Source organism: Streptococcus suis (genome assembly GCF_002960425.1).
Taxonomy (GTDB): domain Bacteria; phylum Bacillota; class Bacilli; order Lactobacillales; family Streptococcaceae; genus Streptococcus; species Streptococcus suis_S.
The window spans coordinates 20303-34251 of sequence record NZ_POIZ01000083.1; the positions used below are offsets into that span (position 1 = coordinate 20303).

General features: G+C 42.2%; 12 protein-coding genes. 4 read left to right on the top strand and 8 right to left on the bottom strand.

What is annotated here, in order from left to right; genetic code table 11:
* Position 1 precedes the first annotated feature (1 nt).
* The 5 genes from pbp2b to yycF form a co-directional block, all read right to left on the bottom strand.
* Complete coding sequence (pbp2b, locus tag C1G57_RS09275) at positions 2-2047, bottom strand: penicillin-binding protein PBP2B (protein ID WP_419579858.1); 2046 nt, start codon at positions 2045-2047, stop codon at positions 2-4.
* 116 nt (positions 2048-2163) lie between these two features.
* Positions 2164-3549 carry an ABC-F type ribosomal protection protein Vga(F) gene (gene vga(F), locus C1G57_RS09280; protein WP_161941146.1) on the bottom strand — a complete coding sequence of 462 codons (1386 nt, stop codon included), beginning with the start codon at positions 3547-3549 and terminating at the stop codon, positions 2164-2166.
* A gap of 489 nt (positions 3550-4038) precedes the next feature.
* Positions 4039-4842 carry an MBL fold metallo-hydrolase gene (locus C1G57_RS09285; protein ID WP_105114645.1) on the bottom strand — a complete coding sequence of 268 codons (804 nt, stop codon included), beginning with the start codon at positions 4840-4842 and terminating at the stop codon, positions 4039-4041.
* A 6-nt stretch (positions 4843-4848) separates the two neighbouring features.
* Positions 4849-6198 carry a cell wall metabolism sensor histidine kinase VicK gene (gene vicK, locus C1G57_RS09290; protein ID WP_105114646.1) on the bottom strand — a complete coding sequence of 450 codons (1350 nt, stop codon included), beginning with the start codon at positions 6196-6198 and terminating at the stop codon, positions 4849-4851.
* The gene (gene yycF / locus C1G57_RS09295; protein ID WP_105114647.1) at positions 6191-6895 is read right to left on the bottom strand and encodes a response regulator YycF; all 705 of its coding nucleotides are present in this window, start codon (positions 6893-6895) and stop codon (positions 6191-6193) included. Before yycF ends, vicK begins: the two co-directional genes overlap by 8 nt.
* Positions 6896-7085: 190 nt before the next feature.
* Here yycF and C1G57_RS09300 point away from each other — a divergent pair, with 190 nt between their 5' ends.
* Genes C1G57_RS09300 through C1G57_RS09315 form a run of 4 tightly spaced genes read left to right on the top strand, consistent with a single transcriptional unit; the run spans position 7086 to position 10088 of the window.
* A complete protein-coding gene (locus tag C1G57_RS09300) occupies positions 7086-7847 on the top strand; it encodes an amino acid ABC transporter ATP-binding protein (RefSeq protein WP_105114648.1) in 762 nt (253 codons plus the stop codon).
* Positions 7848-7857: 10 nt separating this feature from the next.
* On the top strand, positions 7858-8703 hold the full coding sequence (locus tag C1G57_RS09305; RefSeq protein WP_105114649.1) for a transporter substrate-binding domain-containing protein: 846 nt from the start codon (positions 7858-7860) through the stop codon (positions 8701-8703).
* Between the two features lie 14 nt (positions 8704-8717).
* Positions 8718-9416 (top strand): amino acid ABC transporter permease, encoded by a 699-nt coding sequence (locus C1G57_RS09310; RefSeq protein ID WP_105114650.1) that lies wholly within the window; start codon positions 8718-8720, stop codon positions 9414-9416.
* A gap of 12 nt (positions 9417-9428) precedes the next feature.
* Complete coding sequence (locus tag C1G57_RS09315) at positions 9429-10088, top strand: amino acid ABC transporter permease (RefSeq protein WP_105114689.1); 660 nt, start codon at positions 9429-9431, stop codon at positions 10086-10088.
* A gap of 255 nt (positions 10089-10343) precedes the next feature.
* Here C1G57_RS09315 and C1G57_RS09325 read toward each other — a convergent pair whose 3' ends face one another.
* From C1G57_RS09325 to C1G57_RS09335, 3 genes are all read right to left on the bottom strand, one after another.
* Positions 10344-11207: a hypothetical protein gene (locus C1G57_RS09325; protein ID WP_105114651.1), complete on the bottom strand. Its 864-nt coding sequence runs from the start codon at positions 11205-11207 to the stop codon at positions 10344-10346.
* A 63-nt stretch (positions 11208-11270) separates the two neighbouring features.
* Positions 11271-13220, bottom strand: coding sequence for a threonine--tRNA ligase (thrS, locus tag C1G57_RS09330; RefSeq protein ID WP_105114652.1), 1950 nt, complete (start codon positions 13218-13220; stop codon positions 11271-11273).
* 276 nt (positions 13221-13496) lie between these two features.
* On the bottom strand, positions 13497-13868 hold the full coding sequence (locus C1G57_RS09335; RefSeq protein ID WP_105114653.1) for a hypothetical protein: 372 nt from the start codon (positions 13866-13868) through the stop codon (positions 13497-13499).
* Positions 13869-13949: the final 81 nt, after the last annotated feature.

Sequence of the window (13949 nt, forward strand, 5' to 3'; positions counted from 1 at the left end):
CTTAGTTCATTGGGTAAAGTGAATTGTATAAATTAATGATTTCTGTTGTAATTGCTTTTGTTGTAGAATTTTCGTTAGTCAAGTTTGGAAGTACGACTGCAACTGCGATTTGTGGATTATCACTAGGTGCATAGGCAACAACGTTGGTATTTACTGCAGTTACTACTTCACCTGAAGGAGTTGTAGTATAAGTTTCGGCAGTACCAGTCTTGGCACTGATGGTCACGGCCGCACCACGACCGATAGCACTACCTGTATTAAATCGTCCTCCACCATTTACAAGTTGATAAAATCCTTGACGAAGGAGAGCCATTTCATCAGCTGAAATATTGACTTGATTCATCTCTTTACCAGAAACTGTTTCAATCAAATCTCCCAATCCACCTTGGGGATTATTTCCATAGATACCTTCTACAAGATGAGGAGAAATCCTTTTTCCATTATTTGCTACTGTCGCTACATATTGAGCCATCTGCATCGGTGTATAGTTATCAAACTGTCCAAATGCATTCATAATAAAGTTTGCGGTGGAATATTCTTCTGGTAAGAAACCTGTTGATTCAAGTGGTAAGTCAATTCCTGTTGACGCACCTAAACCATACTCTGCAAAAGTCGAACGAAGCTTAGTCATGGCATTTGTCAATGTATCGCCATCATTCAAATACATGTTAGCTGAGTAGGTCTGACCAAGTAGTCCCAAAGCAATCTTAACCATGTAGACGTTAGAAGAATATTCCAGAGCCTCTGTCGCATCAATATTAAAACTACCATAGGCCCACCAAGATGTAATTGGTGCTGAACCTGCAAAATAAATCGGTTCATCTAATAATACCTGATTTCCTGAGATAATGCCATTCTCCCAACCAGATGAAATAGTTGCACCCTTGACAATAGAACCTGGTGTGAAAACACTTGTGATGGTGCCAAGAGCATCTTCAGTAATCGTAGTCGTCCCTTTTTCATGGCTGTAGCCAGACATGGCCAAGACTGCACCTGTACTTGGCTCCAGCGCTACGGCATAAACACCTTCTGAATAAAGAGCACTTCCTGTAGACAGTTCGCTTTCAAAATATTTTTTCAAAATGGCATTGACACCATCTTGAAAGGCCAAATCAATGGTTAGTTTAATATTGTTTCCTTGCTGACCCTCTTGGATGGTCTTAATACTCTCCACATTACCATTTCGGTCCAGATTGATTTCCTTTTTCTCACGTTGTCCTTGTAGGACTTCTTCATACTGCTTTTCGAGGTAGGCAGTTCCCACTCGGTCATTTGGCGAATAGCCTTTAGACAAATAATACTCTGCATCTTCGGCTGGCAAACCTGCCTGTTCACTTGTTACCGTTCCAATAACCGAACTCAAGGAGGTCGGTAGGATATTCCGCTGCCAGTTATTGGTCGTAGAAATACCAGGCAGTTGAGATTCGTTGGCAACAATATGAGCCACCTGCTCTGCGGACAAGGAGTCTGTTACCAGGTTTACTGTTGCGAAGTAAGCAGCACCATTCATTTGCTTAAATAGTTCTATGGCCTGATTTTCCTGTTCCGAATAATTCAACACATCTTCAGACAAACTTTCAACAGCATTGGCATAGATAGTTGCTTCTTCCAGATAATTGCCATCCGAATCATAGAGTTTATCTTTTGGCAGCTTCTCTACAACCTGCTTATAGACCTCTGTATCTGCCAAATAATAATCTGCCTTGTCCCGTTCCGTTACCGAAACATCAGACACCTTGACCCATTGCAAGAGCTTATTTGCTACTTCCTTCATTTCCTGGGCTGACATCTTATTGGAACGGGTAAAGGAAACGACCTGTTGAATCTGATTTTCCACAAGCGGCTTACCTTGCGCATCATAAATCTGCCCACGAACCGATCCATTGCTGATAATTTTTTGGCTAGCAGTTGATAACTTATTGCTATAAAAATCATGATTGACAATCTGCATGTCTGCCAAACGCAAAATCAAGACCAAAAATAAGAAAATAACGATAGAAAATAAAATATTTAGACGGATGGCAATAAAATTCCCATTATTCTCCACCAAATGTTCCTGTCTTTTTTTCAATTCACCGACCTCATTCTAGAAATATCCTTCTTATTATACCACAGGCGAAAAATATTTTTGAGAACCAACTGTCGTTTCAAATAATATTTTCTTTACAAAATGTTAAGGAGTTGACAATTCTCAACCAACCATTTTCTGTGCACAACACTCTCAACAAACCGCTGATCATGGGAAATCAAGAGGACACTTCCCTGGTATTCCTGCAAAAATTTCTCCAGAGCTTCGATGGCTGTAATGTCCAAATAGTTTGTAGGCTCATCTACTATCAAAAAATTGGCATCCGATAACAAGACCTTGGCCAAGGAAAGCCGAACACGTTCACCACCAGACAGATTTGCTACCTTCTGCTGGGCCTTATCGTAAGAAAGTCCCAACATGCCCAATAAATTGAGAACCGTTACCTTATCTTGAAGCGATGTCGAGCTAGCATTCACAAAGGCTGTTTCTTCTTCATTGAGACTTGTCAAATCTTGGGAGAAATAAGCAATTTTTAATTTTGGATTGTAATAGCCTTCTAATTCTTTTGAAATCAATTTCCGAACAAAACTTGTTTTTCCACAGCCATTTGACCCAACCAAAGCTAGTTTATCCCCAAAAGTCATACCAAGCTGAGGAAAATCAAATAAATACTTTTCCCCAATCCACAGCTGTCCATCCTGCAAGCGAAAGAGACTGTGAAGACCAGTATCCAAGGCACCTTTCGCTTCCATCTTTACCCACGTTTCCTTTCTAGGTTGTTCAACCTTTTCCAAACGCTCCATCCGTTTTTCCAAATGCTTGGCAGTCTTGGCCATAGACTTGGCTTGACTGTCATAGGAACCCATCATGGCATTAACCTTCCACTCTGATGAAGAAATGCCTTTCTTTTTCTTCCCCATCTTCTGAGCCTTTTCCTGACGCTCTTGCTGGGCTCTTTTTAGTTGAGCGACTTTTTTCTGATAGGCTTCATAGGCCTCCTGCTGACCTTCTCGCTTAGCTCGGCGACTTTCTACAAATGCCTCGTAATTCCCAGGATAAACCTGAATAGTTCCTTCTTCCAAATGCCAAATGTGACTGGCTATTTGATTGAGAAAATGCCGATCATGACTGACAACCAGTAGACTGCCACGATAGCGTTTGATTTGTTTGATCAGCTTTTCCTGGTGTTCATAGTCTAGGTTAGCTGTCGGTTCATCCATAATTAACAACTGCGGTCTTTGGGCAAAAGCCTCTTGAATAGACTTCCAAACTTGTTCCCCACCTGAAAGCGAGCTCCTTTCCTGTAACTGGGGTACATAGGCCCAGTCTGTTTTTACCTCAATCTGACCAGCAAAATCCCTATCCAGTCCTAGTAAGATTTTCAAAAAAGTAGACTTGCCAACACCATTATTTCCAACCAAACCAACCTTTTGACCAGCTTGAAGGCTCAACTGCTGGATTGTAAACAAACTACGTCCCGCAAATTCCTTCTCTAATTGAATACATTTCATTAATTCCATATAGACCTCTTTTCTTCACAAAAAGGGCCCCTATTCTACTCAATGAACACAGAAAAAAGCCATGCAAAACATGACCTTTCCCTATGGAAAAGTCACACGAATAGTAAGCCCTTATGAGCAGTCTTATCCCTTGCGTAGTCATTTAGTTTATCTTTTATTACTTAGACGTAAGAGGAAACATCGTTTCCTTATTTCCAACTTCAAACACTCCACTGGATTGTTTGAACTCGCTTTGCCGTACTTTGTACAGTTACTCGCCTGTACAAGCAGCCTGCAGCTTTTGGTGCGAACATCATTCGCTCTATTTCCGACCTCCAACAGTCTATTCCTAGACTGTTGGAGCAAGTACTAAAAGTAAACAAAAAGACTAAATTATCAAATAATTGATTTTCAACAAGTTTTAAGAACGACTAATAAGTAGCTTAATTATTCATGTAACTTCACCTCACGTATTTTATAAATTTATTTTAACAAAGTTCAATGAATTTGTCAAATCTTGGTCAAAGGAGTTGCTGTATCTGGCGATGTGTCATAGACTTGAAAATCCACTCCAACCCCTAAATCAGCCTGCGCCAACTGATTAACCATGGTCATATGGGCCAATTCCTTGATATTATTTTCCTTTGATAAATGCCCGAGGTAAATCTTTTTGGTTCGATTTCCCAGCGAGCGAATCATGGCATCAGCACCGTCTTCGTTACAAAGATGGCCCTTATCTGACAAAATCCGTTGTTTCAGGTTCCAAGAGTAGGAACCTGCTCGCAAGATTTCGACATCATGATTGGATTCTATCAAATAGGCATCTGCATTAGCCACAATCCCTGCCATCCGATCACTAACATAACCCGTATCCGTCAGCATGACAAAGGACTTATCATCCTTCATAAAGCGATAAAATTGAGGACAGGCCGCATCATGGCTAACTCCGAAGGACTCAATATCTAGGTCGCCTAAGGTCTTCGTAGCTCCCAATTCGAAGATATGCTTTTGAGCCACATCAATCTTACCCAATTTGCTTTCCATTGCCTGCCAGGTCAACTCATTGGCATAAATATCCATACCATATTTACGCGCCAAAACACCTATACCATGGATATGGTCACTATGTTCATGCGTTACTAAGATAGCATCGATATCTTCTGGCTTGCGGTCAATTTCTGCCAAAAGGCTGGTAATCTTTTTTCCTGATAAACCAGCATCTACCAAGATTTTCTTTTTATCCGTTTCCAGATAAAAGCAATTTCCGCTGGAACCAGAAGCTAAAATACTGTAATTAAAACCTTTTCCGATCATATTCTCCTATTCTTCCCCGTCAGCCTCATCCCACTCATCCATTGTAATATCTTTAGTATATGGTAAAACAATGGTGAAGGTTGAGCCATGCTCATACTCACTTTTAGCCCAGATGAAGCCCTTGTGTTGCTTGACAATTTCCTTGGCAATAGCCAAACCTAAACCAGTGCCCCCTTGAGCACGCGAGCGCGCCTTGTCCACACGGTAAAAACGATCAAAAATCTTAGGTAGGTCTGCCTTTGGAATACCCAAACCCTCATCTGAAATGGAGACAATCAACTGACTATCCGTCGTTTTCATACTAAAGGTAATGGTACCCCCATCAGGCGAATACTTGATAGCATTGTTTAAGATATTATCTAGCACCTGGGTCATCTTATCCGTATCAATCTCCACCCAAATAGGGCTGATTTGATAGTCACGCACAATGGAATAAACCTTATCTGACTCGGCATTTTTCATCTGGTCAAAACGGTTAAGGATAAAGGTCACAAAGGCTGTAAAGTTGATTAGTTCGACATCTATTTGACCAACCTGGTTATCAATCCTTGATAGACTGAGTAAGTCCGTAATCATCCGCATCATGCGATTGGTTTCATCCAGAGATACCTTGACAAAACTTGGAGCGACTGATTCCGTCAAGGCTCCCTCATCCAGGGCTTCTAAATAGGACTTGACAGACGTTAGCGGAGTACGGAGTTCGTGACTGACATTGGATACAAATAGACGGCGTTCCCGTTCCTCCTTAGCCTGCTCGGTCATATCATGCAAGACAACAACAAGACCGGAAATCAAACCACTCTCACTCCGAATAGTCGCAAAATTGGCCCGAAGGGTCAGAAATTCTTGGTTCTCATTGGTATGGTCCAAGACAATCTCAGGTGTTTGTGCCAATAAATCACGCAGACTATACCGATCCTTAATATCCAAAACATCTAATATCTGCAAGGGCTCCTGTTTCTTACCGGCTAACCCCAATTGCTTTTGCGCCATATCATTGATCATGATAATCCGACCAACTCGGTCCGTCGCAATGACTCCATCACTCATATAAGAAAGAATGGAACTCAGACGGGTTTTCTCCTGTTCTAAGCTATCATGAGTTAGACGGATGACTTCCGACAGATCATTGAGCGAGTTGGCCATGTCCGTAATTTCCGGACTGCCTCTCATATCCAAGACCTCCGTATAATCGCCATCCATCAAGGCTTTTACACGCTGATTGAGCTGTTTGATTTGCTTATTATCCCTATGGTTTTCAATCAACAAGACCGTCAATGCAATCAAAAAACCAATGAGAATAACAACAAACCAAAACTCTGCTGTTGTCATTAAATAACGTAATTGATTAATCATTTCCCTTGATAAAGTATCCTACACCACGACGGGTCAAAATATATTCCGGTCGGCTCGGTGTATCTTCAATTTTTTCACGCAAACGGCGAATAGTTACGTCCACCGTACGCACATCTCCAAAATAGTCATAGCCCCATACCGTTTCCAGCAAATGCTCCCGGGTCATGACTTGCCCCAAATGCTTAGCTAAATGATGCAACAATTCAAACTCACGGTGGGTCAATTCCAATTCTTTGCCATGCTTCTTAGCAACAAAGGCATCTGGCAAAATGACCAAGTCCCCGATGACCAATTCAGGACTGCCAGTATTCTCAACGGACATCTGTGTTTCTGACAATTCGCTTCTACGCAAGAGAGCCTTGACACGCGCCTGCAATTCACGATTAGAGAAAGGCTTGGTCACATAGTCATCTGCCCCAATCTCAAGTCCAATTACCTTGTCAAACTCACTATCCTTGGCAGACAACATAATAATGGGAACATTGCTGGTCTTACGGATGGTCCGAGCAACTTCCAAACCATCCAACTCTGGCAGCATCAAATCCAAAATTACAATATCTGGAAATTCAGCTTCAAAAACCGCCAAGGCCTCTCGACCATCAAAAGCCGTCACGACCTCATAGCCCTCACGGGTCATATTAAATTTAATAATGTCTGAGATGGGTTTCTCATCATCTACAATCAAAATTTTTCTCATAATTTTTTACCTTAATTATCTTTATTTCTTCTATTATATCAAACTTACTTAAAAAATTCATAACCAGAGTTAACTAACATAGTTATGTTACATCTTCTAACATATCCTATATTAAATTGTCTGAATTTACTTGACTTTTAATATAGGGAGTGATATCATGCTATTATCTTACATAAAAAAGGAGATTACTATGGCTTTAGTAGAATTTAAAGATGTAAACAAATACTATGGTGACTACCATGCTCTTCGCAATATCAACTTGGAATTCGAACCTGGACAGGTTGTTGTTCTCCTTGGACCATCCGGTTCTGGTAAATCAACTCTTATTCGTACCATCAATGGACTAGAAACTGTCGATCAAGGTAGCCTTGTTGTCAATGGACATACCGTATCCGGCTCATCTGTCAAAGAATTGGTAGCTCTTCGCAAGGAAGTCGGCATGGTTTTCCAACACTTCAATCTCTATCCACATAAAACTGTGTTAGAAAATGTTACATTGGCACCGATTAAGGTTTTAGGCATTGATAAGGCTACTGCTGAAAAGACTGCCAAGAAATACCTTGAATTCGTAAACCTCTGGGACCGTAAAGATTCCTACCCTGCCATGCTATCGGGTGGTCAGAAACAACGTGTAGCCATCGCCCGCGGACTAGCTATGCACCCAGAATTGCTCTTATTTGACGAACCAACTTCTGCCCTTGACCCAGAAACAATCGGCGATGTTCTTGCAGTTATGCAAAAATTGGCTCGCGATGGAATGAATATGATTGTCGTAACCCACGAAATGGGCTTTGCTCGTGAAGTTGCTGACCGAATCATCTTCATGGCTGAGGGGGAAGTATTGGTTGATACAACCGATGTCAATGGCTTCTTTGACAATCCTACTGAACCTCGTGCTAAACAGTTCCTCAGCAAGATTATCAACCATGAATCAGACAAGGTCAAACTCTAGGAGGTTGCTTATGACAGATAAAAAAGTCAATCTATTTTTAGCCGTCAGGCTTGCCATCATCAGCATCTTAACGCTGTTCTTTATCCATATCAATCAAACCGTTGTCCAAACAGAAACACCTGCACCTATTACCAATAGCGATCAGGTTCAAGCCATCATCGATAGGGGCGTGCTCCGTGTCGGAGTGAAACAGGACGTCCCTAACTTTGGCTTTAAAAATCCGGATACTTATGAATTTGAAGGTATGGAAATCGACATCGCTCGTAAAATTGCTGATGAGTTGGGAGTGGATATTGAATTCACCCCTGTAACAGCCCAAACCCGAGGACCGCTCTTGGATAATGGTCAAGTGGATATGGTCATTGCCACCTTCACTATTACCGATGAGCGGAAGTTGCTTTACAACTTTACAAGCCCTTACTACACAGATGCTGTAGGTTTATTAGTCAACAAGGATAGCGGTATTGAAACCTTCACCGACTTAGACGGAAAGACTGTCGGGGTTGCACAAGGCTCTATCACGCGTAAATTGATTACTGACTTAGCTGATAAATACGGTATCTCTGTTTCATTTGCGGAATTAGGTTCCTATCCTGAACTTTCTGTATCGCTTCGTGCCCACCGTATTGATAGCTTCTCCGTAGACCAATCCATCCTATCAGGCTACATTGGTTCTAAGTCTAAATTACTGGACTTCAGCTTCTCTGCATCTGACTATGGTATCGCCACTAAACTGTCAAACAAAGATTTAAATGCCTATCTAAATTCTCTTATTGAAACTTGGCATAATGATGGCAGTTTACAGGCTATCTATAATGCCAATGGCTTGAAGCCTGTAACAGAAACCGACGAATAGAAAGGGAAAATTTTATGACTATCTTGACTACAAGTCCCTATGCTTGGGAAAACTGGGTTAGTTATTTCAATGACTTCCCTCTCTTCTTCCAAGGCTTCCTCTTCACTCTAGCCATTGCTATTGGGGCTTTTATCACAGCCATGTTACTAGGCATACTTTTTGGCAGCCTATCTTCTAGCAAGAACAAGCTTTTAAAGGTGCTAGCTCGTGTCTATGTGGAATACTTCCAAAACACTCCGCTCTTGGTTCAATTCATGATTGTTTATTATGGACTGCCTCTGATTTCTAACTACCTCCTCATGCCATCCATCTACTGGACAGCTGTTATCTGTGTGGGACTTTACCACGGTGCCTATATCGCAGAGGTCATCCGTGCAGGGATTGAGGCTGTTCCAACTGGTCAAACCGAAGCCGCACTTTCACAAGGATTTACCCAGGCCGAAACCATGCGGATCATCATCTTGCCACAGGCCATTCCAACAATCTTGCCACCATTGACCAACCAAGTGGTAAACTTGATTAAAAATACGGCGACTGTTGCCATCATTTCAGGTGCTGATATTATGTTTATGACAAAATCATGGTCTGCCATGAATGCCAACTACATTCCAGCCTTTGCTGGCGCTGCCTTCCTCTACTTCTGTATGTGCTTCCCTGTTGCAAGCTGGGGCCGCCGTATCGAAGAAAAAAACAAGGCTACCTTTTCACACTAAGGAGGTTGAATGATGAATTATGTATTAGAATTACTCAAACCCTCAACCTTCCAACTCTTGTGGAATGGTTTGAAACTGACACTCTATATTTCTAGCATTGCGGTTGTCCTCTCCGTCCTCTTCGGAATGGTCCTAGCCATTATGCGAAACGGAAAAAATCCAATTTTCAAGTGGATTGCGACCATCTATATCGAGTTTGTGCGTAATGTACCCAACTTGCTGTGGATTTTCACTGTCTTCTTGGTCTTCCAAATGAAATCAACGCCTGCTGGTATTACTGCTTTCACTATTTTTACCACGGCAGCCATGGCCGAGATTATCCGTGGTGGTCTCAACGCCATCGGACCGGGCCAGACCGAAGCTGGTTTGTCACAGGGTTTTACCCCAGTACAAATCATGGTCTATATCATCATGCCACAGGCCATTCGTAAGATGTTGCCTGCCATCATCTCACAGATTGTAACGGTCATCAAGGACACCAGCTTCCTCTACTCCGTTATCGCTTTACAAGAACTCTTCGGTTCTAGCCAAATCCTCATGGGACGCTACTTTGAAGCAGAGCAAGTCTTTGCCCTCTATCTCATGGTCGCTTTCATCTATTTCATTATCAACTTTGCCATCTCAAGCCTGTCACGTTATGTGGCTAAGTCTTGGGCGAGCAGTATTGAATAATACTCTTCGAAAATCAAACTCAGCCGTTGTTGACTTGATTTGATGAGTGTAAAGCTCCTATGGAGCTTTACAGCCTACTACTTGAAAATGCGAAAGTAGTAGAGTTCTATCTGCTCTTGGAGAAACGAACTTTGTTCGCCTTATCTCCAACCTCCAAAGGTTCCCCGAACCTTTGGAGCTAGCCTGATTTTGATTTTCATTGAGTACTACCTAACCTCCCAGCCAGTCGGTTGGGAGGTTTTGTGTTTGTAACAACTATTTTAAGAATGAATAATGATGATCTTTTACCTTGATTGTTACGAAAAAACTTGTCGACTGCACTCCAGGTCTACGAAAACCAATTCTATAGGTTCCGTCTTCCACATTAGAATAGTCAAATGTTTCAACTTTCTGTTTTAAATCAGCTAGTAATTTATCTTCCTCTATTAAGTCGTTTTCTAAACCAAGGTCCTTCTTATTAAAAAATTCAACTTCAATTACCGCCATTTCTTCCTCCATGAGCCAGTCTAAATTAATATCATAAAAACCTGCAAAAGCCCGACCATTATAGCGATTTTCCTCTACCTTTTCATAAAACTTTATCAGTTTTTCATCCTGAGTTTCAAGCCTACCATCCACTTCAAACAAAGTGAAATCTTTTTCTTCCATCAATTTAAATATCTGCTGTGCCTGATTCAGTAAATATTTACCTCTCGGCTGATGCCACATAGCTTGGTCAACGATACCATCAAATTGATACAACATTCCGCTTGGACTATCATCAAAATAGACCGTCATATTTAGCAGTCCGTTTAATGCCTCCTGTCCTTCAATTCGGTTATTGACCAAAGTATCAGAGGATTGAAGTGTAATTGACTGACCATCTATAACCTCAGTATAATCATACTCTAAAACATCCCATGGGTTACCAATGGCTATAGGACGAAATTTTGTCAACTCCACCTTCCCAGTGAAACCATATGACTCCATACCCTGTTCAAGCATCATCTGATACGATATCAATTCCTCTCGAGTAGCTACCCTGGGACTAAAGAGCAGTAATAGACAAAGCAACAAAATGCCAAAGAAACCAATAATTCCTAATATAAGACCTACAATAAACTTCATTATCCTTTTCATTTAAGTACCTCTTTCCTTGACTATTATACCAAAAAAGAAGCCCTTTCGGACTTCTTACTTTATTTATTCAGCTTTAGCTGGACGTGATTTGCGAGCAATATCTGCTAAGATATGGTCCACAAATTCTGATACAGACTGAGTTTGCGTTGCCTTGCTTCCGTAGCGACGGACGTTGACAGCATTGTCTTCCATTTCCTTGTCACCGACGATGAGCTGGTATGGAATCTTGCTAGTCTGGCTCTGACGAATCTTGTACTGCATCTTCTCGTTACGCTCATCCACGTGTACACGAACGCCACGGTCTTGCAATTCTTTGGCAACCTTCCAAGCGTAATCCAGGTGAGCCTCCACAGAAATTGGAATCATAGTCACTTGGGTTGGAGCCAACCAAGTTGGGAAGGCACCCTTGTAGGTTTCAATCAAGATGGCAGTGAAACGTTCCATAGTCGAGATAACACCACGGTGAATCATGACTGGGCGGTGCTCTTCACCGTCAGCACCAATATAGGTCAAGCCAAAACGTTCTGGCAAAAGGAAGTCTAACTGAATAGTTGACAAAGTTTCCTCATTACCAAGAGCAGTCTTCACCTGAATATCCAACTTCGGACCGTAGAAGGCCGCTTCACCTTCTGCCTCGAAGTAGTCCACGCCCATTTCATCCATGGCACCCTTCAGCATACGCTGGGCATTTTCCCACATCTCATCGTTGTCATAGTACTTCTCTTTGTCCTCTGGGTCACGATAAGACAGGCGGAAACGGTAGTCGTTTAGGTTGAAATCTGCGTACACATCGATAATCAACTGGAGAGCTTTTTTGAACTCTTCTTGGATTTGCTCAGGAGTCACGAAGATATGACCGTCGTTGAGAGTCATCTCACGTACACGCTGCAAACCAGTAAGAGCACCAGATTTCTCATAGCGGTGCATCATACCAAGCTCAGCGATACGTACAGGCAATTCACGGTAAGAACGCACATGGTTTTTATAAACTTGAATATGGTGCGGGCAGTTCATCGGACGAAGCACAAACTCCTCACCGTCGCCCATGTCCATAGTTGGGAACATGTCTTCTGAGTAATGCTCCCAGTGACCTGAGGTCTTGTAGAGTTCAACCGAAGCCAACGGTGGTGTGTAAACGTGCTGGTAGCCTGAAGCCAATTCCTTGTCTGTGATGTAACGTTCCAAGGTACGACGGATAGTCGCTCCATTTGGCAACCAGAATGGCAAGCCTTGACCAACTTCTTGGCTGATCATGAAGAGATCCAATTCCTTACCAAGTTTACGGTGATCACGTTCTTTGGCTTCCTCACGCATTTGAAGGTAGGCCTTGAGGTCTTTCTTGTCAAACCAAGCTGTACCATAAACACGTTGCATCATCGGATTTTCGCTCTTACCACGCCAGTAAGCACCTGCCACATTGAGCAATTCAAAAATCTGGATACGACCTGTTGACGGAACGTGTGGGCCACGGCAGAGGTCAACGTATTCACCCTGAGTATAGATGGTCAAACCGCCTTCATCATCAGAATGTTCTTGAATGAGTTCCAGCTTATATGGATCATTTTTGAAAATCTCAAGAGCTTCTTCCTTGGTTACTTCACGACGTTCAGAAGGGAAGTTTTCCTTGACAATTTTAGCCATTTCTTCCTGAATGCGTGGCAGGTCTTCATTTGAAATCTGACCAGCAGCATTGTCCGTATCATAGTAGAAACCATCCTGAATGGCTGGACCAACCCCCAACTTAATGTCTGGGAAAAGACGACGAGCCGCTTGGGCAAACAAGTGGGCAGCTGAGTGACGCAAGATAGGCAAAGCATCCTCGTGGTCAGGCGTTACGATTTCAAGCGTGCCGTCCTCTTCAATGGCACGAGTGGTATCAATCAATTTACCATTGAACTTACCAGCAAGAGCCTTTTTCGCCAAAGACTTGCTGATACTCTCCGCAATTTCAACAGTCGTCACACCAGCCTGGTACTCACGAACAGCACCATCTGGGAAAGTAATTTTTAACATAAGTATCTCCTTTTTTTATTTTTTAATCCCTAGTAACTCTTCTTTTTGAATTAAAAAGAAAATACGACGCCCTCGCAAAAGGACGTCGTAACGTGGTTCCACCTTCATTCGCAGTCACACTAAAAAGCCTGACTACCTCAGATTGGCGATAAGGGAACCACCCTTTTATGTTTGCATAAAATCATACCGAGTAGTGTCAATCCTATCCTCTATGTGCTTGCACCAACCGCACACTCTCTCAAAGATTTCCTAGAATTGATAAGTCTCTAAGTGACATTATACCATCTTTTTCCCGATTTTCAAAGATTTTTTATTTTTTCTGTGGCATAGCAGAGCGCCAAAGAGCATACCGACTACTGCACTTAGGCTATAGATGACCTGATAGAGCCATATCCACTCTCCAAAACTAAAAATCGTAAGAGGAAAGAGGAGAATAGCTAAGGCAGGAACCCTTATTGAAAGTCCCTGACCATAACCATCAACCAAGCCTAATAGGAATAGTCCCAGAGGAGTATAAAGAAGAATGTTATGCACAATCAAGGTCTTAGCAAGATAAGGGTCCAAAAAAGAAGCAAGACCATAGACACCGACGTAAAAGAATAACACACTCACAGCTTGGACCAAGCCTATTTTCATCTTTTTATCCATGAGAAACCTCCTGTTGACTAGCCAATGGAAGATGGGACTACCGTGGTAAGCTCTTCACTCATCCTAAGAACCTGTATCCCA

Coding starts and splice junctions, on each gene's coding strand:
- C1G57_RS09285 (WP_105114645.1), bottom strand. CDS start 4,842: ATGATCGGAAAAGGTTTTAATTACAGTATTTTAGCTTCTGGTTCCAGC.
- C1G57_RS09305 (WP_105114649.1), top strand. CDS start 7,858: ATGACAGATAAAAAAGTCAATCTATTTTTAGCCGTCAGGCTTGCCATC.
- vicK (WP_105114646.1), bottom strand. CDS start 6,198: ATGATTAATCAATTACGTTATTTAATGACAACAGCAGAGTTTTGGTTT.
- C1G57_RS09335 (WP_105114653.1), bottom strand. CDS start 13,868: ATGGATAAAAAGATGAAAATAGGCTTGGTCCAAGCTGTGAGTGTGTTA.
- C1G57_RS09315 (WP_105114689.1), top strand. CDS start 9,429: ATGAATTATGTATTAGAATTACTCAAACCCTCAACCTTCCAACTCTTG.
- C1G57_RS09300 (WP_105114648.1), top strand. CDS start 7,086: ATGGCTTTAGTAGAATTTAAAGATGTAAACAAATACTATGGTGACTAC.
- yycF (WP_105114647.1), bottom strand. CDS start 6,895: ATGAGAAAAATTTTGATTGTAGATGATGAGAAACCCATCTCAGACATT.
- C1G57_RS09310 (WP_105114650.1), top strand. CDS start 8,718: ATGACTATCTTGACTACAAGTCCCTATGCTTGGGAAAACTGGGTTAGT.
- C1G57_RS09325 (WP_105114651.1), bottom strand. CDS start 11,207: ATGAAAAGGATAATGAAGTTTATTGTAGGTCTTATATTAGGAATTATT.
- thrS (WP_105114652.1), bottom strand. CDS start 13,220: ATGTTAAAAATTACTTTCCCAGATGGTGCTGTTCGTGAGTACCAGGCT.